We start from the raw sequence: 23,856 nt of genomic DNA, 5'->3' as shown, positions 1-23,856 counted from the left end.
CGTCGCCACACGTTGGTTGCGCCCGCATTCGGGGTGAACAGGCCGAGCGCGGCTGCGGCGAGCAGCAGCCAGAGCGCCGCGAGCAGCATCTGCGCCGTCGCGCCCAGCACCGGCCAGACGATCCACAACGCGGCGGCCAGCAGCACGACGCCGAAGAACACCTTCACGCCGTCCATCCACGTGCCCGCGCGCGGCAGCAGCGTGCCCGCGCCGAGGCCGAGAATCATCAGCGGCACGCCGAGGCCGATCCCCATCGCGAACAGCGCCGCGCCGCCGAGCACCGCGTTGCCCGTGTGCGCGATGAACGCGAGCACGGCGAACAGCGGCGCCGTCATGCAGGCGCCCACCACGAGCGCGGACAGCGCGCCCATCACGGCGACGGCCGCGAACTTGCCGCCCGAGCGGCCCTGCGACGCGCGCGAGGCGCCGTCCTGCCAGCGCTGCGGCAGCGCGATGTCGTAGCCTGCGATCAGCATCACGGCAAAGGCGGTGAGCAGCACGGCGAACACGCCGAGCACCCACGGATTCTGCAGCCACGCGCCCAGACTCTGGCCGACCAGCGCCGCCGCGATGCCGAGCACCGTGTAGACGAGCGCCATGCCGAGCACGTAGACGAACGAAAGCGCGAAGCCGCGCGAGCGCGTCACCTGCGCACCCTCGCCGACGATGATCGCCGAGAGGATCGGGATCATCGGATACGAACAGGGCAGCAGGCTCAGCACCATGCCCGCGACGAAGTACAAACCGATCACCGCGAAGAAGCCGCCGCCTTGCAGCAGCGACTGCGCGTAGTCGGCGCTCGTGGCGCGTTCGTACCAGGGTTCTTCGGTGCTGCCGGTGTTGGCGGCTGCGTTTGCGTTTGCAGTGGCATTCGCAGCGGCGGTGGTCGACGCAACCGCCGTCTGCGCGGGCGAGGCATTCGCCGCTTGCAGCGCCGCACCGCTCACGTGATAGACGTGCTGCGCGGGCGGATAGCAGATGCCCGCATCGGCGCAACCCTGCGACGTCACCGTGAGATCGAACGGACCGCTCGCCTGCTTCACCGGCACGCGGATCGTCAATTCCTTGCGATACGTCTCGACGTTCTTGTTGAACGTCGGATCGAATTTCACGTGACCGGGCGGGATCTGCGCATCGCCGAGCGTGGCGCCGTTCTGCGCGTCGAACGCGAAGCGCTCGCGGTACATGTAGTAGCCGTCGGCGATCTTGAAGTGGACGTCGACCATGCCCGGCTCCTCGCTCGCACTGAACGTGAAGGCCTGATCGGGCGGCAGGAAATCGTCGTCGGCATGCGCGGGCGCGGCGCCGAACAGCAGCGGCAGCACGCAGACGACGAACGCGAAAAAGGCCAGCAGCGAAGCGTACGGCGCGGCGCGCAGGCGCCGATCGAAGCGGTTAGACATGGAGAGGACGCTGGGTTTCGGTGTTGACCCACTGCCCGTAAGCGGTCGACGCCATCGCCTGCCAGGCGAGGATTTCCGGCGTCTCGTAGGGATGTTGGGTCTGGATGAACTGTTCGAGCTCGGCCGTGCGGGCGAGACTCGTCTTGAAAAGCAGCTGGATTTCGCTGCCGGACTCGATCTTGCCCTGCCAGTGATAGTCCGAATGCACGGCGCCGAGGCGCGTCACGCAGGCGGCGAGCCGCGCCGCGAGTACGGCGGAAGCGAGCTTGTCGGCGGCGTCCTCGTCGGGCACCGTGGTCAGCATCAGGGTCACATTGAGGGTCACGGCGAACTCCGGCTGGGTGTCCCGCGCGCACCGCCGCATGCATGCGCACGCGAAAGGCCGGGGACTCGAGGCAGGACGTTATCGTACCACCGCCGCCGCCGGCCTTCGTCCATGCGCCCAGCGGCAACGATGTCTCACCGCAACCGCGAGGGCGCGTTCAGGGAGCAAACGTCACGCCACGACGCTTATTCCACGCCCAAAACAAAAAAGCCAGGCTAGGCCTGGCTTTTTCGCGTGCCGCTCGATCCGGGGATCTCGCGACTGAAAGCTTATTCCGCTTCCTGGATGTTCTCTTCCGTGACTTCCGGACGGTCGAGCAGTTCGACCAGTGCCATCGGTGCGTTGTCGCCAACACGGAAACCGAACTTCAGGATGCGCAGGTAGCCGCCCGGACGGTTCGCGAAACGCGGACCGAGCACGTCGAACAGCTTCGTGACCGAGTCACGATCGCGCAGGCGGTTGAACGCCAGACGACGGTTTGCCAGCGACGGCTTCTTGCCCAGCGTGATGAGGGGCTCGACAACCTTACGGAGTTCCTTCGCCTTCGGCAGCGTCGTCTTGATGACTTCGTGCTCGATGAGCGAGTTGGACATGTTACGGAGCATTGCCAGACGGTGGCTGCTCGTGCGGTTCAGTTTCCGCAGACCATGACGGTGACGCATTTCAATTTCCTTGAAACAAAGTTTTGGTCCAGCTCTTCTATCGCCTCACAACAACGTGAAGCACGGGCCGGTACGTGAAAAAGGCAAGACGCGGATTTTAAAGGAAAATCCGCGTCCGTGCCAGACTTCTTACTTGTCGAGACCAGCCGGCGGCCAGTTTTCGAGCTTCATGCCGAGCGTGAGACCGCGCGAAGCGAGCACTTCCTTGATCTCGTTGAGCGACTTGCGACCCAGATTCGGGGTCTTGAGCAGCTCGTTCTCGGTACGCTGGATGAGGTCGCCGATGTAGTAGATGTTCTCGGCCTTCAGGCAGTTCGCCGAGCGAACCGTGAGTTCGAGATCGTCCACCGGACGCAGCAGGATCGGATCGATCTGCGGTGCGCGCGACGGGGCTTCCGCCGCCGTTTCCGTGCCTTCCAGTGCAGCGAACACCGACAGCTGATCCACGAGGATGCGCGCCGACTGGCGGATCGCTTCCTCAGGCGAGATCACGCCGTTGGTTTCGATGTTCATCACGAGCTTGTCGAGGTCGGTACGCTGTTCGACACGCGCGCTTTCCACTGCGTAGCTCACGCGGCGAACCGGCGAGAACGAAGCGTCCAGCACGATGCGGCCGATGATCTTGGCCGACTCGTCGCCGTAACGGCGCACGTTGCCCGGCACATAGCCGCGGCCCTTCTCGATCTTGATCTGGACGTCGAGCTTGCCGCCCTTCGTCAGATGCGCAACGACGTGTTCCGGGTTGATGACTTCGCAGTCGTGCGAGAGTTCGATGTCGCCAGCGGTGACAACGCCTTCGCCTTCCTTGCGCAGCGTAACCGTCACTTCGTCACGGTTATGCAGCTTGAAGACCACGCCCTTGAGGTTCAACAGCAGGTTGACCACATCCTCTTGCACACCATCGAGCGTCGAGTATTCGTGCACGACGCCTGCGATCGTCACTTCGGTCGGCGCGTAGCCCACCATCGACGACAGCAGCACGCGCCGAAGCGCGTTACCCAAGGTATGGCCATAACCGCGTTCGAACGGCTCCATGACCACTTTCGCGTGGTTGTCGCCGAGCGATTCCACAGCGATGATCTTGGGTTTCAACAAACTGGTTTGCATAGGTTTTCCTTTTCAATACCCTCGGCTCGTTACACCGATAAGGCTGAGATGGCCACAACCTGAAAAAAACAGCCGAGGCTTCCTCCTGCGCGAAGCACAGAGGTTACCCCGGCCGTCAATTCGATTAACGCGAATACAATTCGACGATCAGGCTTTCGTTGATGTCGCCAGCGATGTCGCTGCGCTCCGGCACGCCCTTGAACGTACCTTCGAACTTCTTCGCGTCGACTGCGACCCAACCTGCGATGCCGCCTTGCTCTGCCAGCGAGAGGGCTTCAGCGATACGCGCCTGCTTCTTCGCCTTTTCGCGAATTGCGACGACGTCGCCTGCCTTCACTTGCATCGACGGGATGTTCGCGACGACGCCGTTCAGCGTGAGAGCCTTGTGGCTCACGAGCTGACGCGCTTCAGCGCGGGTCGATGCGAAGCCCATGCGGTACACGACGTTGTCGAGACGCGATTCGAGCAGTTGCAGCAGGTTTTCGCCGGTGTTGCCCTTGATACGATCAGCTTCCGCGAAGTAGCGGCGGAACTGACGCTCGAGCACGCCGTAGATACGCTTCACTTTTTGCTTCTCGCGCAGCTGCGTGCCGTAGTCGGACGTGCGCGCACCCGAGGTGCGGCCGTGCTGACCCGGCTTGCTGTCGAGCTTGCACTTGTCGGCGAGCGAGCGGCGTGCGCTCTTCAGGAAGAGGTCGGTGCCTTCACGGCGGGACAGCTTGGCCTTCGGGCCGATATAACGTGCCACGTTGCTTTCCTTCGATAATTGATCACGCGAAGCCTTAAACGGGGAGACCCCGCGACTCGCGCTAGTCCGGCCCTTTGGACCGAACGGTGGGCTTAGTCAATTCAATAGCGCCGAGAGCCTGGGACGCCGTTACCGGCGGCTCAGGCAGTCGGCAAGCGCGACGCCTTAGATACGACGGCGCTTCGGCGGACGGCAGCCGTTGTGCGGGACCGGCGTCACGTCGGAGATCGCGGTGATCTTGATGCCAAGACCATGCAGCGCGCGCACCGCCGATTCGCGACCCGGGCCGGGGCCCTTGATACGCACTTCGAGGTTCTTGACGCCGTATTCCATTGCAACACGGCCAGCCGATTCAGCTGCGACCTGAGCTGCGAAGGGCGTCGACTTACGCGAACCCTTGAAGCCCTGACCGCCCGACGTTGCCCAGGCGAGTGCATTGCCTTGACGGTCGGTGATCGTGATGATCGTGTTGTTGAACGACGCGTGAACGTGAACCACGCCCTCGGCGACGTTCTTCTTAACCTTCTTGCGAACGCGTTGCGCCGCGGAGTTGTTCGAAGCCTTAGCCATTACGTTTTCCTGTAACTGTCAGAACCGCTTACTTCTTCAGCGACTGTGCTGCGCGGCGCGGACCCTTGCGCGTACGTGCGTTGGTGCGCGTACGCTGGCCACGCAGGGGCAGGCCCTTGCGATGGCGCACGCCGCGGTAGCAGCCGAGATCCATCAGGCGCTTGATGTTCATCGTCGTTTCACGGCGAAGATCGCCTTCGACGACAAACTTGCCCACTTCATCACGCAGCTTTTCGAGATCCGCGTCGGTCAGGTCCTTGACCTTCTTGTCAAACGAGACACCAGCAGCGACGCAGATGTTGCGCGAACGCGTGCGGCCGATACCGAAGATCGCCGTAAGGCCGATTTCCGTGTGCTGGTGGTTCGGGATGTTAACCCCTGCGATACGAGCCATTGTTTTTCCTCAAACAAAAAGCGCAAGCAAAAAGCGCGCTGATCAGCCTTGACGCTGCTTGTGGCGCGGGTCCGTGCTGCAGATCACGCGAACGACGCCGTTGCGCTTGATGATTTTGCAGTTACGGCACATGCGCTTTACCGATGCCATCACTTTCATGATATTACCCTTTTTCTAAATCACTTCGCCCGGAACACGATCCGCGCACGCGACAGATCGTAAGGCGTCAACTCAACTGTCACCTTGTCGCCAGGAAGAATACGGATGTAGTGCATCCGCATCTTCCCGGAAATATGCCCAAGGACCACATGGCCGTTTTCCAGTTTTACCCGGAAGGTGGCGTTAGGGAGGTTTTCTATGACCTCACCTTGCATCTGGATCACATCGTCTTTGGCCATATGTCCTTCAGCGCATCGGGACTCCGCCACCCTTGAAGTTCGCCTTCTTGAGCAGCGATTCGTATTGTTGCGACATGACGTACGACTGCACCTGCGCCATGAAGTCCATTGTGACGACGACAATGATCAGCAGCGACGTGCCACCAAAATAAAACGGCACATTCCAGCGCAGCACCAGAAACTCCGGCAGCAGACAGACAAACACGATATAGATCGCACCGGCCAGCGTCAGACGCGTGAGGATGCGGTCGATATAGCGAGCCGTCTGATCGCCCGGGCGGATGCCAGGAACGAACGCGCCACTCTTCTTCAGGTTGTCGGCCGTTTCCCTGCTGTTGAACACCAGAGCGGTGTAGAAGAAGCAGAAGAAGACGATCGCCAACGCGTACAGCAACACGTACACCGGTTGGCCAGGCTTGAGAGCTTCAGCCACGTTGTGCAGCGTGTCTGCGAACCAGTTGGATCGCGAACCCGAGCTGAACCAATTCAGAATCGTTGCCGGGAACAGGATGATCGACGATGCGAAGATCGGCGGAATCACGCCCGACATGTTCAGCTTGAGCGGCAGGTGGGACGACTGCCCGCCGTAAATCTTGTTACCGACCTGACGCTTCGCATAGTTCACGAGGATCTTGCGCTGGCCGCGTTCGATGAACACCACCAGGTACGTCACAGCCGCGATCAGTGCCACGATGATGATCGCCGAGACGGGGCCCATCGAGCCGGTGCGAACCAGTTCGAACAGACCGCCGATTGCATTCGGGAAACCCGCTGCAATCCCGCCGAAGATGATGATCGAAATGCCGTTGCCGAGACCGCGTTCCGTGATCTGCTCACCAAGCCACATCAGGAACATCGTGCCCGTCACGAGCGTTACGACCGTCGTCAGGCGAAACACCATGCCCGGATCGATCACGAGGCCAGGCTGGTTTTCCAGCGCGACCGCGATGCCGAACGCCTGAAACGTCGCCAGCACCACCGTGAAGATCCGCGTGTACTGCGTGATCTTGCGTTGCCCGGCTTGCCCTTCCTTCTTCAACGCTTCCAGCTGCGGCGAGACAATCGCCATCAGCTGAAGGATGATCGACGCCGAAATATACGGCATCACACCCAGCGCGAAGATCGTGAAGCGAGACAGCGCGCCACCCGAGAACATGTTGAACATGCCAAGGATGCCGCCCGACTGGCTTTGAAAGAGCTTCGCCAGCTGGTCAGGGTCGATACCCGGAACCGGAATGTGCGCACCGATACGATAAACGACCAGCGCCAGCAGCAAGAACATTGCACGCCGACGCAGGTCGCCGAACTTCGGAGCGCTGCGACCGGTTTTTGCGAGACTCGGGCTAGTAGCCAAGTAGCTTCTCCGATGCAGATGCTAGTGACGGCGGGCGAACCCGCACGTCCCACTCACAATCACTCGGCAAAAGAACCGCCTGCTGCTTCAATCGCAGCACGCGCGTTCTTCGTCGCACCCAGACCCTTAACGACGACCTTACGCTTGATCTCGCCAGTAGCGATGATCTTTGCGCTGCGGGTCAGTTCGCCAACGAGGCCGGCCTGCTTGAGAGCCAGCAGATCGATTTCGTCGACCGGCAGCTTCTCGATATCGGCGAGGCGCACTTCACCGACGAATTCCTTCGTCAGCGAGGTGAAGCCACGCTTCGGCAGACGACGCTGCAGCGGCATTTGACCGCCTTCGAAGCCGACCTTGTGGAAGCCGCCCGAACGCGATTTCTGACCCTTGTGACCACGGCCAGCGGTCTTGCCGAGGCCGGAGCCGATGCCGCGACCGACGCGACGCTTTGCGTGCTTCGCGCCTTCTGCCGGCTTCAGGTTATTCAATTCCATTTTCAACTCCTGGAGTCTTGGTCGACCGCTTAGCCGATGACCTTAACGAGGTACGAGACCTTGTTGATCATGCCGCGCACAGCCGGCGTGTCCTGCAGCTCGGAGACCGAGTTCAGGCGACGCAGGCCGAGACCGCGCACGGTGGCACGGTGCGTTTCGCGGGTCCCAATCAGGCTCTTGACGAGCTGAACCTTGACAGTTTTTTCAGACATGGTGCCCACCCTTAGCCCAGAATTTCTTCGACGGACTTGCCGCGCTTCGCCGCGATGTCGGCCGGGGTCGACTGCTTGCGCAGGCCGTCCAGCGTCGCACGAACGAGGTTGTACGGGTTCGTCGAACCGTGGCTCTTGGCCACGACGTTCTGCACGCCCATCACGTCGAACACTGCGCGCATCGGGCCGCCGGCGATCACGCCCGTACCAGCCTTCGCCGGAGCGAGGAGGACGACCGATGCGCCATGCTTGCCGTGCACTTCGTGTTGCAGGGTGCCGTTCTTCAGGGGCACCTTGAACATGTTGCGACGAGCTTGTTCCATCGCCTTCTGGACAGCGACGGGCACTTCTTTCGACTTGCCCTTGCCCATACCGACGCGGCCATCACCATCGCCAACCACGGTCAGTGCGGCGAAGCCGAGAATACGGCCACCCTTCACGACCTTGGTCACGCGATTGACCGAAATCATTTTTTCACGAAGGCCGTCGTCGCGTTCGTCAGCCTGAACTTTCGCTTGCATCTTTGCCATGACGAATTCCTTCCTTAGAACTTGAGCCCGGCTTCGCGCGCAGCATCAGCCAGCGCCTTGACGCGGCCGTGATAGCGGAAACCCGAGCGGTCAAAGGCGACGGATTCGATGCCGGCGGCCTTAGCCTTTTCTGCGATACGCTTGCCGATCAGCGAGGCAGCGGCGACATTGCCACCCTTGCCCGACTGGTCAGCCAGTTGCGCACGCACTTCGGCTTCAAGCGTCGACGCGCTGGCCAGCACCTTGGTGCCGCAGGGCGAGAACACTTGCGCATAAATGTGCGTGTTCGTGCGATGCACGGCCAGGCGCGCGACTTGCAGCTCAGCGATCTTGAGACGCGTCTGACGAGCGCGGCGCAGGCGAGATTGAGTCTTATCCATGATTGCGCACCCTTACTTCTTCTTCGTTTCTTTGAGGATCACAACCTCGTCGGCGTAACGCACACCCTTGCCCTTGTAGGGCTCAGGCGGGCGATAACCGCGCACTTCGGCTGCGGTTTGGCCGACTTTTTGCTTGTCGATCCCCTTGATCACGATTTCCGTTTGCGACGGGGTTTCGGCCTTCACGCCTTCCGGCATCTGGTGCACCACCGGGTGCGAGAAACCCAGCGACAGGTTCAGCTTGTCGCCTTGCGCTTGAGCACGGTAACCGACGCCAACCAGCGTCAGCTTGCGCTCAAAACCCTTCGTCACGCCTTGCACCATGTTCGCGACGATCGCGCGCATCGTGCCAGACATCGCGTTTGCTTCGCGGCTGTCGTCGGCCGGCTCGAACTTGAGCGTGCCGTTGTCGTTCACCACCTTCACGAGGCGGTTCGCAGCTTGCGAAATCGTACCCAGCGCGCCCTTGACGGTAATCTTCTCGTCGCTGAGCGTCGCTTCTGCGCCTTGCAGCGCGACCGGGCTCTTACCTACTCGAGACATGTTTCTTCTCCTTAGGCCTTAAGCGACGTAGCAGATAACTTCGCCGCCGACGCCAGTAGCGCGCGCCTTGCGGTCCGTCATCACACCCTTGGGCGTCGACACGATCGCAACGCCGAGGCCATTCATGACCTGCGGGATGTCGTTGCGGCCGCGGTACACGCGCAGACCCGGCTTCGAGACGCGTTCGATGCGCTCGATAACGGGACGGCCAGCGTAGTACTTCAACGCGATGTTCAATTCCGACTTCGCACCTTCGGTTTTCACCGCGAAGTCATCGATATAACCTTCGTCCTTCAGAACCTGCGCAATCGCAATCTTCACTTTCGACGAGGGCATAGCAACCGAAACTTTCTCGACCATCTGCGCATTGCGGATGCGAGTCAGCATATCGGCGATAGGATCACTCATGCTCATTTATGTTTCTCCTATTACCAGCTCGCCTTGGTGATGCCAGGGATCTCACCACGGAACGCGATTTCACGAATCTTGTTACGTGCGAGACCGAATTTGCGGAACGTGCCACGCGGACGGCCCGTGATCGCGCAGCGGTTACGCTTGCGGGTCGGGTTCGAGTTGCGGGGCAGTTGTTGCAGTTCCAGGCGAGCTGCGTAGCGCTCTTCTTCCGACTTGCTTTGGTCGTCGATGATCGCCTTCAGCTCTGCGCGCTTCGGCGCAAATTTCGCTGCCAGACGAGCGCGCTTCTTTTCACGTTCGATCAGTGCCAGTTTAGCCACGGTAACCTCAGTTTCTGAACGGGAACTTGAAGCTGGCGAGCAGTGCCTTTGCTTCTTCGTCGGTCTTCGCGGTCGTCGTGATGCTGATGTTCAGCCCACGCAGCGCGTCGATCTTGTCGTAGTCAATTTCGGGGAAAATGATCTGCTCTTTCACACCGATGTTGTAGTTACCACGGCCATCGAACGCCTTGCCCGACACGCCACGGAAGTCGCGCACGCGGGGGAGCGCAACCGTCACGAAACGGTCCAGGAATTCGTACATTGCCTGGCCACGCAGCGTGACCATCGTGCCGATCGGGTAGCCTTCACGGATCTTGAAACCGGCGATTGCCTTGCGCGACTTCGTCACGACAGGCTTTTGACCGGCGATCTTCGTGAGGTCGCCCACAGCGTGCTCAAGCACTTTCTTGTCAGCAACGGCTTCACCAACACCCATGTTCAGGGTGATCTTGGTGAGGCGCGGCACTTCCATGATCGACTTGTAACCGAACTTCTCGATCAGGCCGGGAACGACCTTCTCTTTATAAAATTCTTGCAAACGTGCCATTTTTTACTCCGCAGCGTCAGGCGCTCAGAACAGCACCGGTCGTCTTAAGGAAACGAACCTTCTTGTCCCCTTCGACCTTGATGCCCACGCGCGACGGCTTGCCGTTCGCGTCGACCAATGCGACGTTCGAGATAGCCAGCGGCATTGCCTTGGCCTCAACGCCACCCGTCGTACCCTTCATGGGGTTCGGCTTAACATGCTTCTTCGCGATGTTGATGCCTTCGACGGTCACGCGGTCTGCGCCGATACCTACCACGACGCCGCGCTTGCCCTTGTCTTTGCCAGTGACGACGATAACTTCGTCACCCTTGCGAATCTTGTTCATCGCGACTCCTTACAGCACTTCCGGCGCCAGCGAAACGATCTTCATGAATCGTTCGCTACGCAGCTCACGCGTGACCGGCCCGAAAATGCGGGTGCCGATCGGCTCAAGCTTGGTGTTCAAAAGCACGGCGGCGTTGCCATCGAACTTGATCAGCGAGCCGTCTTGACGGCGCACGCCCTTCGCGGTGCGAACCACAACAGCGTTGTAGATTTCGCCCTTTTTCACGCGCCCACGCGGCGTTGCTTCCTTGACGGTCACCTTGATGATGTCGCCAATGCTGGCATAACGACGCTTCGAGCCGCCGAGCACCTTGATGCACATGACTTCACGCGCACCCGTGTTGTCGGCTACTTCAAGCCGAGTTTCGGTCTGGATCATGGTTTATCTATCCCAACTTAATCCGGTCGCGCCACCATGGCACATCCGGTCAGTCTTGGTCCCGTCAGCCGCGCCGCCACTAGAACGACCGCTCAGCTGCTTGGGTATGAACAGCAGCGACGGCAAACGAAACCGGCCATCGCATTCCGGTGAATCTTGCTAACCCGGACTGGCGCCCGGATTTTGCTTCCCCTTTCATGTTTACCCGCTGCTTTGCCAACAGCGCGCCCATAAAGAGGGAAGACCAAGACTATAACTCGATAATCTTGGTCTAGCAAGCGAAATCTTCTGCGATTTCAACTACTTCTGCACCCCGGGGAGAGACCCCCGGGATGTTTCATCATCTGAAACGGGCGTTTTAGATGACGCGTGCTGCTTCTACAAGCTTCGACACGGTCCAAGCCTTCGTCTTCGACAGCGGACGGGTCTCCTGGATTTCAACGAGGTCACCCTCGTTGTACGTGTTCGATTCGTCGTGAGCGTGGTACTTCTTCGACTGCACGACGTACTTGCCGTAGATCGGGTGCTTGACGCGGCGCTCGACCAGGACGGTGACCGTCTTGTCCATCTTGTTGCTGACGACCTTGCCGACCAGCGTCCGCTTAAGCGAGGTTTTCACGCTTTCGTTCATTTCTGGTTCGCCTTCTGAGTCAGGACGGTCCGCACACGTGCGATGTCGCGACGAACCTTCTTCAGCTGGCTCGTGTTCGTGAGCTGCTGGGTCGCGAGTTGCATGCGCAGGCCGAATTGCGCCTTCAAGAGGTCCGACAGCTCTTGATCGAGCGCGGCCTTGTCTTTCTGAAGAAGTTCAGATGCCTTCATCATTAACTCCTTAGGCGCCGAGCTGGCGAACCATGAAGACCGTCTTCAGCGGCAGCTTCGCTGCAGCCAGACGGAACGCTTCACGAGCCAGTTCTTCGGACACACCATCCATTTCGTACAGCATCTTGCCCGGTTGAATCTCTGCGACGTAGTACTCAGGGTTACCCTTACCGTTACCCATACGCACTTCCGCCGGCTTTTGCGAGATCGGCTTGTCCGGGAAGATACGGATCCAGATGCGGCCGCCACGCTTGATGTGACGCGTCATTGCACGACGCGCCGCTTCAATCTGACGCGCGGTCAGGCGACCACGACCGATAGCCTTCAGACCGTATTCACCGAACGAAACTGCGTTGCCGCGCGTTGCGACGCCGGTGTTACGACCCTTCTGCTCTTTGCGATACTTCCTGCGTTTCGGTTGCAGCATCGTTATTCTCCACTCTTGCCGTCACCGCCGGCAGCGCCACGGCGCGGTGCGCCACGGCGTGCGCCCGGTGCACCTTCGCCATCACGGCGCGGACGACGATCGCCCGGGCGCGCGTTGCGGCGCGGACGCTTTTCTTCGGCGACTTCTTCCACCACCGGTGCGTCGTTGCGGCCGAGCGTGTCGCCCTTGTAGACCCAAACCTTCACGCCGATGATGCCGTACGTCGTCTTCGCTTCCGAGGTTGCGTAGTCGATGTCAGCACGCAGCGTGTGAAGCGGCACTCGACCTTCGCGGTACCATTCGGTACGTGCGATTTCGATACCGTTCAGACGGCCGGCGCTCATGATCTTGATGCCCTGGGCACCCAGACGCATCGCGTTCTGCATCGCGCGCTTCATTGCGCGACGGAACATGATGCGGCGCTCGAGCTGCTGCGTGATCGAGTCGGCGATCAGCTGCGCGTCGGTTTCCGGCTTGCGGATTTCTTCGATGTTCACATGAACCGGAACGCCCATGCGCTTCTGGAGTTCGGCCTTGAGGAGTTCGATGTCCTCGCCCTTCTTGCCGATCACCACACCCGGGCGCGAGCTGTAAATCGTGATGCGAGCGTTCTTAGCCGGACGCTCGATCACAACACGGCCCACCGAAGCGTTCTTCAGCTTCTTCTTCAGGTATTCACGAACACCGATGTCTTCCTTCAACATCGCCGCGAAATTGTTGTTGTTCGCGTACCAACGCGAAGCCCAATTGCGGCTGACGGCCAAACGGAAGCCAGTCGGATGAATTTTCTGTCCCATCGTATGGCTCCTTAATTCCCGACCGTCACAGTGATGTGACAGGATTGCTTCTCGATGCGGTTGCCGCGGCCCTTGGCGCGCGCGGTGAAACGCTTCAGCGAAGCCGCCTTGTCGACGTAGATGCTCTTGATCTTGAGCTCGTCGATGTCCGCGCCTTCGTTGTGTTCCGCGTTTGCGATCGCCGAGAGCACAACCTTTTTCACGATGCCAGCCGCTTTCTTCGGCGAGAACGTCAGAACGTTCAGTGCCTTGTCAACCGGCAGACCGCGGATCTGGTCAGCCACAAGACGCGTCTTCTGCGCCGAGATGCGGGCACCGCGATGAATTGCCTTCACTTCCATCTTGATTGCCCCTTATTTCTTGGCCTTCTTGTCGGCCGCGTGACCCTTGAACGTACGGGTCAGTGCGAACTCGCCAAGCTTGTGGCCGACCATGTTTTCCGTGACATACACCGGAACGTGTTGACGGCCGTTATGCACGGCGATCGTCAGGCCGATGAAGTCCGGCAGGATCGTCGAACGACGCGACCAGGTCTTGATCGGTTTCTTGTCGCGCGTAGCTGCAGCCGCCTCAACCTTCTTCAGCAAATGGGCGTCGCAGAACGGACCTTTCTTAATAGAACGTGCCATTGCCTACTCCTTAGCGCTTGTGACGGCGCTGGACGATCATGCTCGTCGTGCGCTTGTTGCTGCGGGTGCGGTAGCCCTTAGCCGGCGTGCCCCACGGGCTAACCGGATCACGACCAGCAGCAGTCTTGCCTTCACCACCACCGTGCGGGTGGTCAACCGGGTTCATTGCAACGCCGCGGACCGTCGGGCGGATGCCGCGCCAGCGGTTCGCACCAGCCTTACCGATTTGACGGAGGCTGTGTTCTTCGTTGCCCACTTCACCGATCGTTGCGCGGCACTCAACGTGGACGCGGCGGATTTCGCCCGAACGCAGACGAACCTGCGCGTAGACGCCTTCGCGTGCCAGCAGCATTGCCGACGTACCAGCCGAACGCGCGATCTGCGCGCCCTTGCCCGGCAGCATTTCGATGCAGTGGATCGTCGTACCGACCGGGATGTTACGGATCGGCAGAGCGTTACCCGACTTGATCGGCGCTTCCGAACCCGACATCAGCGGCTGGCCAACCACCGCGCCCTTCGGGGCGATGATGTAGCGACGCTCACCGTCTGCGTACAGAACCAGCGCGATGTTCGCGCTACGGTTCGGGTCGTATTCCAGGCGTTCGATCTTTGCCGGAATGCCGTCCTTCGTACGACGGAAGTCGATCACACGGTAGTGCTGCTTGTGACCACCACCCTTGTGACGGGTCGTGATGCGACCATTGTTGTTACGGCCAGCCGTCTTGGATTGCGTGTCGAGCAGCGCCGCGAACGGCTTGCCCGTGTGCAGATCCTTGTTGACGATCTTGACCATCGCGCGGCGACCCGGCGAAGTCGGCTTAACTTTCACGATTGCCATGATTACTTGGCCTCCGCTTCAAAGTTGATTTCCTGGCCGGGCTTCAGGCAGACGTACGCCTTCTTCACGTCCTTGCGCTTGCCGTTGAAGCGGCCAAAGCGCTTGGCTTTACCCTTCTGGACCAGCACGTTGACGGAGTCGACTTCCACCTTGAACATCAGCTCGACAGCAGCCTTGACTTCCTGCTTCGTCGCATCCGGGGCGACTTCGAAGACGACTTGTTCGTTCTTCTCCGCCACCAGCGTCGCCTTTTCGGAGATCACCGGCGCGAGCAGGACCTGCATCAAACGATGATCGTTCTTGCGAATCTCGCTCATGACAGCAACTCCTCGATCTGGGCGACCGCTGCCTTCGTGATCAGGATCTTCTTGAAGTAGATCAGCGAGAGGGGGTCGGCAAAACGCGGCTCAACGACTGCCACGTGGGGCAGGTTGCGCGACGCGAGAAACAGGTTCTCGTCGACCGTGTCGGTAATGACCAGCACGGATTCGAGACCCATGGCCTTGAACTTTTCGGCCAGCAGCTTCGTCTTCGGCGCTTCGAGCGACAGCTCTTCGACGACCGAGATGCGGCCTTCACGGGCCAGCTGCGAGAAGATCGAGCAGAGGCCTGCGCGATGCATCTTCTTGTTGACCTTGTGAGCGAAGTTTTCTTCCGGCGAATTCGGGAAGATGCGACCACCGCCACGCCACAACGGGCTCGACGACATACCGGCACGAGCGCGGCCCGTACCCTTCTGACGCCACGGCTTCTTGGTGGTGTGCTTGACCTGCTCACGGTCCTTCTGCGCGCGGTTACCGCTGCGCGCGTTCGCCTGATAGGCGACAACGATCTGATGGATCAGCGCTTCGTTGTAGTCACGGCCGAACACGACGTCCGACGCGTTAACTGCTGCGCCTTCCTGACCATTAGCGTTCAGGAGCTTCAGTTCCATTATTGCGCTCCTTTCTTGACGCGTGCCTTGACAGCCGGCGTCACGAAAACCTTGCCGCCCTTTGCACCAGGAACGGCACCCTTGACCAACAGCAGGCTACGCTCTGCGTCGATACGGGCGATTTCGAGGTTTTGCACCGTCACGGTTTCGTCACCCATGTGACCGGTCATGCGCTTACCCGGGAAAACACGACCCGGATCCTGCGCCATACCGATCGAGCCCGGCACATTGTGCGAGCGCGAGTTACCGTGCGAAGCACGACCCGAAGCAAAGTTGTAACGCTTGATGGTACCGGCGTAGCCCTTACCGATCGAGGTGCCTTGCACATCGACCTTCTGGCCTTCCGAGAAGAGATCCACACCGATCACGGCGCCATTCGACAGCTCGGCGGCCTTAGCGGCGTCGATCTGGAATTCCTTGAGGATTTCACCGGCTTGAACACCGGCTTTGGCGAGATGACCTGCGATCGGCTTCGTCACGCGCGAAGCGCGGCGCGTACCGAACGCAACCTGCACGGCCGTGTAGCCGTCGGTTTCAACAGTCTTGATCTGCGTCACGCGGTTGTCGGACACGTCCAGCACGGTCACGGGAATCGAATCCCCTTCGGCCGTGAAGATACGGGTCATGCCAACCTTGCGACCTACGAGTCCAAGGCTCATCGTTTTCTCCATTCCCGACTGCGATTGGTCGGGGCTAATTTACAAAGTACCGGCACGTTTCCGGGGTAAAGGCCCGCAAGACACACCGATTTTTTTGCGCGAATGCGCGAAAAGACGTCAAGTATAACGTCCTCCCACGATTTCCGCAAGCAATCAAAGACTTAGCGCGATCAGGTCATCCTGGCCGCGCTCGAGACTCTTACTGCAGCTTGATTTCGACGTCCACACCAGCCGGGAGGTCCAGCTTCATCAGCGCGTCGACGGTCTTGTCCGTCGGGTCGACGATGTCCATCAGGCGCAGGTGGGTACGGATTTCGAGCTGGTCGCGCGACGTCTTGTTGACGTGCGGCGAACGCAGGATGTCGAAACGCTGGATACGCGTCGGCAGCGGCACCGGACCGCGGACGATTGCGCCCGTGCGCTTCGCCGTATCGACGATTTCAGCAGCCGACTGGTCGATCAGGCGGTAGTCGAATGCTTTCAGGCGGATACGGATTTTTTGGTTCTGCATGACAATTCCTTAAAAAGAGCGAGGCGGACTTGCGCCGCCAGACAATATAAAGAGCGTAGGTCCGCCCCGCGACAAGACGCCGCGGGGCGGACCCAGGGTACATCAACTACTCAAGCAAGCCGAGTATTGTACTCGAATTACTCGATGATCTTCGCGACGACGCCGGCGCCGACGGTACGGCCACCTTCGCGGATTGCGAAGCGCAGACCTTCTTCCATCGCGATCGGAGCGATCAGCTTCACCGTGATCGACACGTTGTCGCCCGGCATGACCATTTCCTTGTCCTTCGGCAGCTCGATCGAGCCCGTCACGTCCGTCGTACGGAAGTAGAACTGCGGACGGTAGTTGTTGAAGAACGGCGTGTGACGGCCGCCTTCGTCCTTGCTCAGCACGTACACTTCAGCCGTGAAGTGCGTGTGCGGCGTGATCGAACCCGGCTTGGCCAGAACCTGGCCGCGCTCGACGTCTTCACGCTTCGTGCCGCGCAGCAGGATACCGACGTTGTCGCCTGCCTGACCCTGGTCGAGCAGCTTGCGGAACATTTCCACGCCCGTGCAGGTCGTCTTCACCGTCGGCTTGATACCGACGATTTCGATTTCTTCGCCGACCTTGACGATGCCGCGCTCAACGCGACCCGTCACCACCGTGCCACGACCCGAGATCGAGAACACGTCTTCCACCGGCATCAGGAACGCGCCGTCAACTGCGCGCTCCGGCGTCGGGATGTACGTGTCCAGCGCGTCGGCCAGGCTCATGATCGCCACTTCACCCAGCTCGCCCGTGTCGCCTTCCAGCGCCAGCTTGGCCGAACCCTTGACGATCGGCGTGTCGTCGCCCGGGAAGTCGTACTTCGACAGAAGTTCGCGCACTTCCATTTCGACCAGCTCGAGCAGCTCGGCGTCGTCGACCATGTCGCACTTGTTCAGGAAGACGATGATGTACGGAACGCCAACCTGACGCGCCAGCAGGATGTGCTCACGCGTTTGCGGCATCGGGCCGTCAGCAGCCGAGCAAACCAGGATCGCGCCGTCCATCTGTGCCGCGCCCGTGATCATGTTCTTCACGTAGTCAGCGTGGCCCGGGCAGTCGACGTGTGCGTAGTGGCGGTTAGCCGTTTCGTACTCGACGTGCGCGGTGTTGATGGTAATACCACGTGCCTTTTCTTCCGGCGCCGCGTCGATCTGGTCGTACGCCTTGGCTTCGCCACCGAACTTCTTGGTCAGAACCGTCGTGATAGCTGCCGTCAGCGTGGTCTTGCCGTGGTCAACGTGACCGATCGTGCCGACGTTGACGTGCGGCTTGGTCCGTTCGAATTTACCTTTTGCCATGTTTCTCTTCTTTCAAAAAAGTGGTGAATCGGTGACTGCGCGATGCGAACCGGACCCATGTCCGGTTCGCCGCATGGTCAACTGAATGCCGATGCTTACTTCGCCTTCGCGCTGATGATCGCGTCGGCCACGTTACGCGGTGCTTCTGCGTAGTGCTTGAATTCCATCGTGTACGTTGCGCGACCTTGCGACAGCGAGCGCAGCGACGTCGAATAGCCGAACATTTCCGACAGCGGCACTTCGGCGCGAACGATCTTGCCGCCGCCAACCATGTCTTCCATGCCCTGGACGATACCGCGACGGCCCGACAGGTCGCCCATCACGTTGCCCATGTAGTCTTCCGGCGTTTCGACTTCGACAGCCATCATCGGTTCGAGGATGACCGGCTGAGCCTTGCGCATTGCTTCCTTGAACGCCATCGAACCGGCCATGCGGAATGCATTTTCGTTCGAGTCAACGTCGTGGTACGAACCGAACGTCAGGTGAACCTTGACGTCGACGACCGGGAAGCCCGCCAGCACGCCGGCCTTGAGCGTTTCCTGGATACCCTTGTCGACCGCGGGGATGAATTCACGCGGAATCACACCACCCTTGATCTCGTCCAGGAACTCGTAGCCCTTGCCCTGCTCGTTCGGCTCAAGCGTAATGACAGCGTGACCGAACTGGCCGCGACCGCCCGACTGCTTGACGAACTTGCCTTCGACGTCCTTCGCCGTTGCGCGGATCGTTTCGCGGTATGCAACCTGCGGCTTGCCGACGGTCGCTTCCACGTTGAATTCACGCTTCATACGGTCGACCAGAATTTCGAGGTGGAGCTCGCCCATACCCGAAATGATGGTCTGGCCCGATTCCTCGTCCGTCTGGACGCGGAACGACGGGTCTTCCTGTGCCAGGCGGTTCAGGGCGAGGCCCATCTTTTCCTGGTCAGCCTTGGTCTTCGGCTCGACGGCCTGCGAAATCACCGGTTCCGGGAAAATCATGCGTTCCAGGATGATCGGGTTCGCCGGGTCGCACAGCGTGTCGCCCGTCGTTGCTTCCTTCAGGCCCACGGCTGCGGCGATGTCGCCTGCACGAACTTCCTTGATTTCTTCACGGTTGTTCGCGTGCATCTGCAGAATACGGCCGAGGCGTTCCTTCTTGCCCTTGGTCGAGTTCAGCACCGTGTCGCCCGAGTTGACGACGCCCGAGTACGCGCGGAAGAAGATCAGCTGGCCGACGAACGGGTCGGTCATGATCTTGAACGCGAGTGCCGAGAACTTTTCGTCGTCGGCTGCACGGCGCTCTGCCTTCTCACCGTTTTCGAGTTCGCCCGTGACCGGGGGAATGTCCACCGGCGACGGCAGGAAGTCGATCACGGCGTCGAGCATACGCTGCACGCCCTTGTTCTTGAACGCGGTGCCGCACAGCATCGGCTGGATTTCGCAAGCGATGGTACGGTCGCGGATTGCCTTGACGACTTCCGCTTCGGTCAGCTCTTCGCCGCCGAGGTACTTTTCCATCAGCTCTTCGCTGGCTTCAGCAGCCGACTCGATCATCTTTTCGCGCCATTCGTTGCACGAGTCAACGAGTTCAGCGGGGATGTCGACGTAGTCGAACTTCGTGCCTTGCGACGCTTCGTCCCAAATGATCGCCTTCATCTTGATGAGGTCGACCACGCCCTGGAACGTGTCTTCTGCACCGATCGGCACCACGACCGGAACCGGGTTCGCCTTCAGACGCGTCTTCAGCTGGTCGTAGACCTTGAAGAAGTTCGCGCCCGTACGGTCCATCTTGTTGACGAACGCGAGACGGGGAACCTTGTACTTGTTCGCCTGGCGCCACACGGTTTCCGACTGGGGCTGAACGCCGCCCACTGCGCAGTAAACCATGCATGCACCGTCGAGCACGCGCATCGAGCGCTCAACTTCAATCGTGAAGTCGACGTGGCCCGGGGTGTCGATGATGTTGATGCGGTGCTCGGGGTAGTTACCGCCCATGCCCTTCCAGAACGCGGTCGTAGCAGCGGAGGTAATCGTGATGCCACGCTCCTGCTCCTGCTCCATCCAGTCCATGGTGGCAGCGCCGTCGTGAACTTCACCAATCTTGTGGTTCACGCCGGTGTAGAACAGAATGCGCTCGGTCGTCGTCGTCTTGCCGGCGTCGATGTGAGCGCTAATACCGATGTTGCGGTAGCGCTCGATAGGAGTCTTGCGAGCCACTTTGATCCTCTATGGGGAGGTGCGCGCCGAAGTCGATCCCGACCGGGTCGATCCCAACGCGCCTGAACACAAACGGGCGAGGCGCTAGATAAGCGCACCCGCCCGGAATTTTTTTCCGCTCTTTGAGCAAACCCCGTTAGGGGTTTTCTCTTAGAAGCGGAAGTGCGAGAACGCCTTGTTCGCTTCTGCCATCCGGTGAACTTCGTCGCGCTTCTTCATCGCGCCGCCACGGCCTTCGGCCGCTTCGGAGAGTTCACCTGCCAGACGCAGGGCCATCGACTTCTCGCTGCGCTTCTTCGCGGCTTCACGCAGCCAACGCATCGCCAATGCCATACGACGCGAGGGGCGCACTTCGACCGGAACCTGATAGTTCGCACCACCAACGCGGCGGCTCTTCACTTCCACCACCGGCTTCACGTTGTTGAGCGCGACAGTGAACACTTCCAGCGGGTCCTTGCCACCCTTGGTCTGGATCTGTTCGAAAGCGCCGTACACGATACGCTCGGCAACCGACTTCTTGCCGGAGAGCATCAGCACGTTCATGAACTTGGCTACATCAACGTTGCCGAACTTCGGATCCGGCAACACTTCCCGCTTGGGGACTTCGCGACGACGCGGCATGTTTCTTCCTTTAACTTTTCAGTTGAAGCGTGGATGGAACCCTACGCTCCGCGGCCACCAACTAACCCGATTCATCTCACGACTTACCAGCCTGGTCGGGTGACCACTTACTCGACAGCACCGGTCAATCCGGCACCTGTCGCTTTTATCGCCAGCGCTCTGGAGCGCAGACGACACCTGGCTCTTACTTCGCAGCCTTCGCGCGCTTCGCGCCGTACTTCGAACGAGCCTGCTTACGATCCTTGACGCCCTGGGTATCCAGCGAGCCGCGAACCATGTGGTAACGCACACCCGGCAAGTCCTTCACACGGCCGCCGCGGATCAGCACAACCGAGTGTTCCTGCAGGTTGTGGCCTTCACCACCGATGTACGAAATGACTTCGAAGCCGTTCGTCAGGCGAACCTTGGCAACTTTACGAAGTGCCGAGTTCGGCTTCTTCGGCGTCGTCGTGTACACACGCGTGCACACGCCGCGACGCTGAGGGCAGTCCTGCAGGGCCGGCGACTTGCTCTTCGTGACTTCCGAAGTGCGGCCTTTGCGAACCAGTTGATTGATGGTTGGCATTGTTTATTCCTGAAATTGAACAAAATCGACGCGTTTATTTCCGGGCAAAGCGGAAAACCACGCATCTAAACTCCTACGAGAATTCCGGCCCTGAAAACCGTCGCCTGCGACGCATGCACCTGGAGCGGACTCCACCGTGCTTCCACGCCGAATTAGTCAAACTAACTGACGTGCGCAGACAACCCAAGAACCGGAACCCAGCATGATATTCCGAAAACACCAAGCAAGTCAACGGCTTGCGGTATTTCGGAGCACGGAAGAAGTGTGTGGCGTGTTGCGGTGCGGCGAGGATAAAACGCGTGCTCACCGGTAAATTGCAGCGCTGGAGAAAGCGAAAAAGGCGCATGGCCAATTACGGCGCGGCTCGGACGCACCAGGACGCAAATACGACCGGTGCGCTCACAGCTCAACGGCTTCGCACCAGTCGTGAGTCCGGCGCCAGCGAGCCGCTTACTCGTCGCCGACGACCTCGACGAGTTCCTCGCCAAAGCGCTCGAGTTTGCGCGCGCCGATGCCCGGAATATCGCGCAGATCGTCGACCGATTCGGGACCGTTGCGGGCGATTTCCGCCAGCGTGGCGTCGTGGAAGATCACGTAGGCGGGCACGCCCTCGCTCTTGGCCGTATCGGTGCGCCACAGGCGCAGGCGCTCCCAGCGCGCGCGCTGACGCGGGCTCATGCCCACGGTCGGATCGGCGCGCTCGCTGGTGCGGCTCGACGACGTACGCGTGCGCGTGGGCTTCACATAGCGGCGCATCGTGACGTGCTGCTCGCCCTTGAGCACGGCCTTGCTCGCCTCCGTGAGCACGAGCGCGCCGAAGCCCTCGTGATCGACGGTCAGATAGCCGAACGCCACCAGCTGACGGAAGATGCCGCGCCATTCGGCCTCGGACAGCGCCGCGCCGATCCCGAAGGTCGAGATCTTCTCGTGGCCGCGCTGCATGATCTTCTCGTTGCGGTTGCCGCGCAGAATGTCGATCAGGTGGCCCGCGCCGAAATTGAAGCCGCTCGCGCGCTGCGCGCGAAACACGCACGAGAGCGCCATTTGCGCCTCGCGCGTAGCGTCCCAGGTGGCGGGCGGCTCGATGCAGGTGTCGCAGTTGCCGCAGGGCTTGCTCTCCTCGCCGAAGTAAGCGAGCAGGCGCACGCGCCGGCAGGTGGCCGTTTCGCACAGGCCGAGCAGCGCGTCGAGCTTGCCCGTCTGCACGCGCTTGTGCTGCTCGTCGGCATCGGACTCGTCGATCATCTTGCGCTGCTGCACCACATCGCCGAGGCCATAAGCCATCCAGGCATTGGCCGCCAGCCCGTCGCGGCCCGCGCGGCCGGTTTCCTGGTAGTAGCCTTCCACGCTCTTGGGCAAGTCCAGATGCGCGACAAAGCGCACGTCCGGCTTGTCGATGCCCATGCCGAACGCGATGGTCGCGCACATCACCACGCCCTCTTCGCGCTGGAACAGCTCCTGATGCTTCTGGCGCACCTCGAATTCCATGCCGGCGTGATACGGCAGCGCGCGCACGCCCTGCCCCTTCAGCCACTCCGCGGTTTCCTCGACCTTACGGCGCGACAGGCAATAGACCACGCCCGCGTCGGTCGTGCCGTCGGCGCGCGTGTGCTCCGCGCGGATGAAATCGAGCAGCTGCGTGCGCGCGTTGTCCTTTTCGACGATGCGGTAGCGGATGTTCGGCCGGTCGAAGCTCGACACGAACACGCGCGCGTCGTCGAGCGCGAGGCGGTGCATGATCTCGTCGCGCGTGATCGCGTCGGCGGTGGCCGTGAGCGCGATGCGCGGCACGTTCGGGAAGCGCTCGTGCAGGACCGAAAGCTGGATGTACTCGGGGCGGAAATCGTGCCCCCATTGCGACACGCAGTGCGCCTCGTCGATCGCGAACAGGCCGATGCGCGTGCGCTCGAGCAGTTCGAGAAAGCGCGACGTCATCAGACGCTCGGGCGCCACGTAGAGCAGATCGAGGTCGCCTTCGCGCAGTGCGCGCTCGGTGGCGGCCGCCTCGGCGCCGGTGAGCGTCGAATTCAGATACGCCGCGCGCACGCCGACTTCGGTCAGCGCGGCCACCTGGTCCTGCATCAGCGCGATCAGCGGCGAGACCACGATGCCGGCGCCGAGCCCGGCCTCGTGGCGCACCAGCGCCGGAATCTGGTAGCAGAGCGACTTGCCGCCGCCCGTGGGCATGAGCACCAGCGAATCGCCGCCGCCTGCGACATGCTCGACGATCTCGGCTTGTTGCCCTCTGAAGACGGGATAACCGAAGACTTCGTTGAGAATTTCGAGCGAACGGGACATGAAGGCGGCGACGTAAGGAGGAGGCGTGAAGCGGAGGCGGTGGACCGGATTTTACCAACCCGGACGCGCCTTGACCGCCGCAACCGTGAAGATTGGCCATCGGGCCAGGAATCCGTCACGAATCC

Annotated in this window: 36 protein-coding genes; all 36 read right to left on the bottom strand. The window is 60.8% G+C overall.

The window, feature by feature from the left end; all coding sequences use genetic code 11:
• Positions 1-1,403, bottom strand: a 1,403-nt coding sequence (gene dsbD, locus G3N97_RS14475) for a protein-disulfide reductase DsbD (RefSeq protein ID WP_205993809.1), incomplete at its 3' end; no start/stop codon positions are given.
• Positions 1,396-1,728, bottom strand: coding sequence for a divalent-cation tolerance protein CutA (gene cutA, locus G3N97_RS14470; RefSeq protein WP_205993807.1), 333 nt, complete (start codon positions 1,726-1,728; stop codon positions 1,396-1,398). The genes dsbD and cutA, both read right to left, overlap by 8 nt.
• A gap of 269 nt (positions 1,729-1,997) precedes the next feature.
• Positions 1,998-2,390: a 50S ribosomal protein L17 gene (rplQ, locus tag G3N97_RS14465; protein ID WP_027819334.1), complete on the bottom strand. Its 393-nt coding sequence runs from the start codon at positions 2,388-2,390 to the stop codon at positions 1,998-2,000.
• A gap of 129 nt (positions 2,391-2,519) precedes the next feature.
• On the bottom strand, positions 2,520-3,497 hold the full coding sequence (gene rpoA, locus G3N97_RS14460) for a DNA-directed RNA polymerase subunit alpha (protein WP_027819335.1): 978 nt from the start codon (positions 3,495-3,497) through the stop codon (positions 2,520-2,522).
• Positions 3,498-3,621: 124 nt separating this feature from the next.
• Positions 3,622-4,245, bottom strand: coding sequence for a 30S ribosomal protein S4 (gene rpsD / locus G3N97_RS14455; protein ID WP_065062778.1), 624 nt, complete (start codon positions 4,243-4,245; stop codon positions 3,622-3,624).
• Between the two features lie 165 nt (positions 4,246-4,410).
• Entirely contained in the window at positions 4,411-4,815 is a 405-nt protein-coding gene (gene rpsK, locus G3N97_RS14450) for a 30S ribosomal protein S11 (RefSeq protein ID WP_006052224.1), read from the bottom strand.
• 28 nt (positions 4,816-4,843) lie between these two features.
• Positions 4,844-5,209: a 30S ribosomal protein S13 gene (rpsM, locus tag G3N97_RS14445; protein ID WP_205993805.1), complete on the bottom strand. Its 366-nt coding sequence runs from the start codon at positions 5,207-5,209 to the stop codon at positions 4,844-4,846.
• A 42-nt stretch (positions 5,210-5,251) separates the two neighbouring features.
• On the bottom strand, positions 5,252-5,368 hold the full coding sequence (gene rpmJ, locus G3N97_RS14440) for a 50S ribosomal protein L36 (RefSeq protein ID WP_027797300.1): 117 nt from the start codon (positions 5,366-5,368) through the stop codon (positions 5,252-5,254).
• A 20-nt stretch (positions 5,369-5,388) separates the two neighbouring features.
• Positions 5,389-5,607 carry a translation initiation factor IF-1 gene (gene infA / locus G3N97_RS14435; protein WP_004521905.1) on the bottom strand — a complete coding sequence of 73 codons (219 nt, stop codon included), beginning with the start codon at positions 5,605-5,607 and terminating at the stop codon, positions 5,389-5,391.
• 7 nt (positions 5,608-5,614) lie between these two features.
• Complete coding sequence (gene secY / locus G3N97_RS14430) at positions 5,615-6,961, bottom strand: preprotein translocase subunit SecY (protein WP_065062782.1); 1,347 nt, start codon at positions 6,959-6,961, stop codon at positions 5,615-5,617.
• Positions 6,962-7,020: 59 nt separating this feature from the next.
• Positions 7,021-7,455, bottom strand: a complete 435-nt coding sequence (gene rplO, locus G3N97_RS14425; RefSeq protein WP_028206523.1) for a 50S ribosomal protein L15 — start codon at positions 7,453-7,455, stop codon at positions 7,021-7,023.
• 29 nt (positions 7,456-7,484) lie between these two features.
• Positions 7,485-7,667: a 50S ribosomal protein L30 gene (gene rpmD, locus G3N97_RS14420; protein WP_010106952.1), complete on the bottom strand. Its 183-nt coding sequence runs from the start codon at positions 7,665-7,667 to the stop codon at positions 7,485-7,487.
• A gap of 11 nt (positions 7,668-7,678) precedes the next feature.
• A complete protein-coding gene (gene rpsE, locus G3N97_RS14415; protein WP_027819342.1) occupies positions 7,679-8,197 on the bottom strand; it encodes a 30S ribosomal protein S5 in 519 nt (172 codons plus the stop codon).
• A 14-nt stretch (positions 8,198-8,211) separates the two neighbouring features.
• On the bottom strand, positions 8,212-8,577 hold the full coding sequence (gene rplR, locus G3N97_RS14410; RefSeq protein ID WP_027819343.1) for a 50S ribosomal protein L18: 366 nt from the start codon (positions 8,575-8,577) through the stop codon (positions 8,212-8,214).
• 12 nt (positions 8,578-8,589) lie between these two features.
• Positions 8,590-9,120, bottom strand: coding sequence for a 50S ribosomal protein L6 (gene rplF / locus G3N97_RS14405; protein ID WP_065062784.1), 531 nt, complete (start codon positions 9,118-9,120; stop codon positions 8,590-8,592).
• Between the two features lie 18 nt (positions 9,121-9,138).
• Positions 9,139-9,534: a 30S ribosomal protein S8 gene (gene rpsH / locus G3N97_RS14400; RefSeq protein ID WP_027819345.1), complete on the bottom strand. Its 396-nt coding sequence runs from the start codon at positions 9,532-9,534 to the stop codon at positions 9,139-9,141.
• Positions 9,535-9,548: 14 nt separating this feature from the next.
• Positions 9,549-9,854 (bottom strand): 30S ribosomal protein S14, encoded by a 306-nt coding sequence (gene rpsN / locus G3N97_RS14395; RefSeq protein WP_027819346.1) that lies wholly within the window; start codon positions 9,852-9,854, stop codon positions 9,549-9,551.
• 7 nt (positions 9,855-9,861) lie between these two features.
• Positions 9,862-10,401 carry a 50S ribosomal protein L5 gene (rplE, locus tag G3N97_RS14390; RefSeq protein WP_065062786.1) on the bottom strand — a complete coding sequence of 180 codons (540 nt, stop codon included), beginning with the start codon at positions 10,399-10,401 and terminating at the stop codon, positions 9,862-9,864.
• Between the two features lie 16 nt (positions 10,402-10,417).
• Positions 10,418-10,726: a 50S ribosomal protein L24 gene (gene rplX / locus G3N97_RS14385; protein WP_065062788.1), complete on the bottom strand. Its 309-nt coding sequence runs from the start codon at positions 10,724-10,726 to the stop codon at positions 10,418-10,420.
• A gap of 9 nt (positions 10,727-10,735) precedes the next feature.
• Positions 10,736-11,104 carry a 50S ribosomal protein L14 gene (rplN, locus tag G3N97_RS14380; protein ID WP_006998478.1) on the bottom strand — a complete coding sequence of 123 codons (369 nt, stop codon included), beginning with the start codon at positions 11,102-11,104 and terminating at the stop codon, positions 10,736-10,738.
• A gap of 358 nt (positions 11,105-11,462) precedes the next feature.
• The gene (gene rpsQ / locus G3N97_RS14375) at positions 11,463-11,735 is read right to left on the bottom strand and encodes a 30S ribosomal protein S17 (protein ID WP_065062790.1); all 273 of its coding nucleotides are present in this window, start codon (positions 11,733-11,735) and stop codon (positions 11,463-11,465) included.
• Entirely contained in the window at positions 11,732-11,926 is a 195-nt protein-coding gene (rpmC, locus tag G3N97_RS14370; RefSeq protein WP_027819350.1) for a 50S ribosomal protein L29, read from the bottom strand. The genes rpsQ and rpmC overlap by 4 nt, the downstream gene beginning before the upstream one ends.
• A 10-nt stretch (positions 11,927-11,936) precedes the next feature.
• Complete coding sequence (gene rplP, locus G3N97_RS14365) at positions 11,937-12,353, bottom strand: 50S ribosomal protein L16 (RefSeq protein ID WP_027797288.1); 417 nt, start codon at positions 12,351-12,353, stop codon at positions 11,937-11,939.
• A gap of 2 nt (positions 12,354-12,355) precedes the next feature.
• Positions 12,356-13,150, bottom strand: a complete 795-nt coding sequence (gene rpsC / locus G3N97_RS14360) for a 30S ribosomal protein S3 (protein ID WP_028213348.1) — start codon at positions 13,148-13,150, stop codon at positions 12,356-12,358.
• Positions 13,151-13,161: 11 nt separating this feature from the next.
• Positions 13,162-13,491, bottom strand: a complete 330-nt coding sequence (gene rplV / locus G3N97_RS14355; protein ID WP_004199272.1) for a 50S ribosomal protein L22 — start codon at positions 13,489-13,491, stop codon at positions 13,162-13,164.
• 12 nt (positions 13,492-13,503) lie between these two features.
• The gene (rpsS, locus tag G3N97_RS14350) at positions 13,504-13,779 is read right to left on the bottom strand and encodes a 30S ribosomal protein S19 (RefSeq protein WP_027797286.1); all 276 of its coding nucleotides are present in this window, start codon (positions 13,777-13,779) and stop codon (positions 13,504-13,506) included.
• Positions 13,780-13,789: 10 nt separating this feature from the next.
• Positions 13,790-14,617 (bottom strand): 50S ribosomal protein L2, encoded by an 828-nt coding sequence (gene rplB / locus G3N97_RS14345; protein WP_065062792.1) that lies wholly within the window; start codon positions 14,615-14,617, stop codon positions 13,790-13,792.
• 2 nt (positions 14,618-14,619) lie between these two features.
• Positions 14,620-14,934 carry a 50S ribosomal protein L23 gene (gene rplW / locus G3N97_RS14340; RefSeq protein WP_065062794.1) on the bottom strand — a complete coding sequence of 105 codons (315 nt, stop codon included), beginning with the start codon at positions 14,932-14,934 and terminating at the stop codon, positions 14,620-14,622.
• Positions 14,931-15,551 (bottom strand): 50S ribosomal protein L4, encoded by a 621-nt coding sequence (rplD, locus tag G3N97_RS14335; protein ID WP_065062797.1) that lies wholly within the window; start codon positions 15,549-15,551, stop codon positions 14,931-14,933. The genes rplW and rplD overlap by 4 nt, the downstream gene beginning before the upstream one ends.
• Entirely contained in the window at positions 15,551-16,210 is a 660-nt protein-coding gene (gene rplC / locus G3N97_RS14330) for a 50S ribosomal protein L3 (RefSeq protein WP_065062826.1), read from the bottom strand. The genes rplD and rplC overlap by 1 nt, the downstream gene beginning before the upstream one ends.
• Before the next feature lie 199 nt (positions 16,211-16,409).
• Positions 16,410-16,721 carry a 30S ribosomal protein S10 gene (gene rpsJ, locus G3N97_RS14325; protein WP_017777154.1) on the bottom strand — a complete coding sequence of 104 codons (312 nt, stop codon included), beginning with the start codon at positions 16,719-16,721 and terminating at the stop codon, positions 16,410-16,412.
• Positions 16,722-16,858: 137 nt separating this feature from the next.
• Positions 16,859-18,049, bottom strand: coding sequence for an elongation factor Tu (gene tuf, locus G3N97_RS14320; RefSeq protein ID WP_011350666.1), 1,191 nt, complete (start codon positions 18,047-18,049; stop codon positions 16,859-16,861).
• Positions 18,050-18,144: 95 nt separating this feature from the next.
• Positions 18,145-20,247: an elongation factor G gene (fusA, locus tag G3N97_RS14315; RefSeq protein ID WP_065062799.1), complete on the bottom strand. Its 2,103-nt coding sequence runs from the start codon at positions 20,245-20,247 to the stop codon at positions 18,145-18,147.
• Between the two features lie 150 nt (positions 20,248-20,397).
• Entirely contained in the window at positions 20,398-20,868 is a 471-nt protein-coding gene (gene rpsG, locus G3N97_RS14310; RefSeq protein WP_006053291.1) for a 30S ribosomal protein S7, read from the bottom strand.
• Between the two features lie 184 nt (positions 20,869-21,052).
• Positions 21,053-21,433: a 30S ribosomal protein S12 gene (gene rpsL / locus G3N97_RS14305; protein WP_027821136.1), complete on the bottom strand. Its 381-nt coding sequence runs from the start codon at positions 21,431-21,433 to the stop codon at positions 21,053-21,055.
• Between the two features lie 450 nt (positions 21,434-21,883).
• Positions 21,884-23,731 carry a DNA helicase RecQ gene (gene recQ / locus G3N97_RS14300; RefSeq protein ID WP_065062800.1) on the bottom strand — a complete coding sequence of 616 codons (1,848 nt, stop codon included), beginning with the start codon at positions 23,729-23,731 and terminating at the stop codon, positions 21,884-21,886.
• Between the last annotated feature and the right edge of the window lie 125 nt (positions 23,732-23,856).

This window comes from Paraburkholderia sp. Ac-20347, assembly GCF_017104805.1.
Taxonomy (GTDB): Bacteria; Pseudomonadota; Gammaproteobacteria; order Burkholderiales; family Burkholderiaceae; genus Paraburkholderia; species Paraburkholderia tropica.
This window is presented reverse-complemented; position numbering and strand designations above follow the sequence as displayed.

Coding starts and splice junctions, on each gene's coding strand:
- rplQ (WP_027819334.1), bottom strand. CDS start 2,390: ATGCGTCACCGTCATGGTCTGCGGAAACTGAACCGCACGAGCAGCCAC.
- rpoA (WP_027819335.1), bottom strand. CDS start 3,497: ATGCAAACCAGTTTGTTGAAACCCAAGATCATCGCTGTGGAATCGCTC.
- rpsK (WP_006052224.1), bottom strand. CDS start 4,815: ATGGCTAAGGCTTCGAACAACTCCGCGGCGCAACGCGTTCGCAAGAAG.
- rpsM (WP_205993805.1), bottom strand. CDS start 5,209: ATGGCTCGTATCGCAGGGGTTAACATCCCGAACCACCAGCACACGGAA.
- rpmJ (WP_027797300.1), bottom strand. CDS start 5,368: ATGAAAGTGATGGCATCGGTAAAGCGCATGTGCCGTAACTGCAAAATC.
- infA (WP_004521905.1), bottom strand. CDS start 5,607: ATGGCCAAAGACGATGTGATCCAGATGCAAGGTGAGGTCATAGAAAAC.
- rplO (WP_028206523.1), bottom strand. CDS start 7,455: ATGGAATTGAATAACCTGAAGCCGGCAGAAGGCGCGAAGCACGCAAAG.
- rpmD (WP_010106952.1), bottom strand. CDS start 7,667: ATGTCTGAAAAAACTGTCAAGGTTCAGCTCGTCAAGAGCCTGATTGGG.
- rpsE (WP_027819342.1), bottom strand. CDS start 8,197: ATGGCAAAGATGCAAGCGAAAGTTCAGGCTGACGAACGCGACGACGGC.
- rplR (WP_027819343.1), bottom strand. CDS start 8,577: ATGGATAAGACTCAATCTCGCCTGCGCCGCGCTCGTCAGACGCGTCTC.
- rplF (WP_065062784.1), bottom strand. CDS start 9,120: ATGTCTCGAGTAGGTAAGAGCCCGGTCGCGCTGCAAGGCGCAGAAGCG.
- rpsH (WP_027819345.1), bottom strand. CDS start 9,534: ATGAGCATGAGTGATCCTATCGCCGATATGCTGACTCGCATCCGCAAT.
- rplE (WP_065062786.1), bottom strand. CDS start 10,401: ATGGCACGTTTGCAAGAATTTTATAAAGAGAAGGTCGTTCCCGGCCTG.
- rplX (WP_065062788.1), bottom strand. CDS start 10,726: ATGAACAAGATTCGCAAGGGTGACGAAGTTATCGTCGTCACTGGCAAA.
- rplN (WP_006998478.1), bottom strand. CDS start 11,104: ATGATCCAGACCGAAACTCGGCTTGAAGTAGCCGACAACACGGGTGCG.
- rpsQ (WP_065062790.1), bottom strand. CDS start 11,735: ATGAACGAAAGCGTGAAAACCTCGCTTAAGCGGACGCTGGTCGGCAAG.
- rpmC (WP_027819350.1), bottom strand. CDS start 11,926: ATGAAGGCATCTGAACTTCTTCAGAAAGACAAGGCCGCGCTCGATCAA.
- rplP (WP_027797288.1), bottom strand. CDS start 12,353: ATGCTGCAACCGAAACGCAGGAAGTATCGCAAAGAGCAGAAGGGTCGT.
- rpsC (WP_028213348.1), bottom strand. CDS start 13,150: ATGGGACAGAAAATTCATCCGACTGGCTTCCGTTTGGCCGTCAGCCGC.
- rplV (WP_004199272.1), bottom strand. CDS start 13,491: ATGGAAGTGAAGGCAATTCATCGCGGTGCCCGCATCTCGGCGCAGAAG.
- rpsS (WP_027797286.1), bottom strand. CDS start 13,779: ATGGCACGTTCTATTAAGAAAGGTCCGTTCTGCGACGCCCATTTGCTG.
- rplB (WP_065062792.1), bottom strand. CDS start 14,617: ATGGCAATCGTGAAAGTTAAGCCGACTTCGCCGGGTCGCCGCGCGATG.
- rplW (WP_065062794.1), bottom strand. CDS start 14,934: ATGAGCGAGATTCGCAAGAACGATCATCGTTTGATGCAGGTCCTGCTC.
- rplD (WP_065062797.1), bottom strand. CDS start 15,551: ATGGAACTGAAGCTCCTGAACGCTAATGGTCAGGAAGGCGCAGCAGTT.
- rplC (WP_065062826.1), bottom strand. CDS start 16,210: ATGAGCCTTGGACTCGTAGGTCGCAAGGTTGGCATGACCCGTATCTTC.
- rpsJ (WP_017777154.1), bottom strand. CDS start 16,721: ATGCAGAACCAAAAAATCCGTATCCGCCTGAAAGCATTCGACTACCGC.
- tuf (WP_011350666.1), bottom strand. CDS start 18,049: ATGGCAAAAGGTAAATTCGAACGGACCAAGCCGCACGTCAACGTCGGC.
- rpsG (WP_006053291.1), bottom strand. CDS start 20,868: ATGCCGCGTCGTCGCGAAGTCCCCAAGCGGGAAGTGTTGCCGGATCCG.
- rpsL (WP_027821136.1), bottom strand. CDS start 21,433: ATGCCAACCATCAATCAACTGGTTCGCAAAGGCCGCACTTCGGAAGTC.
- recQ (WP_065062800.1), bottom strand. CDS start 23,731: ATGTCCCGTTCGCTCGAAATTCTCAACGAAGTCTTCGGTTATCCCGTC.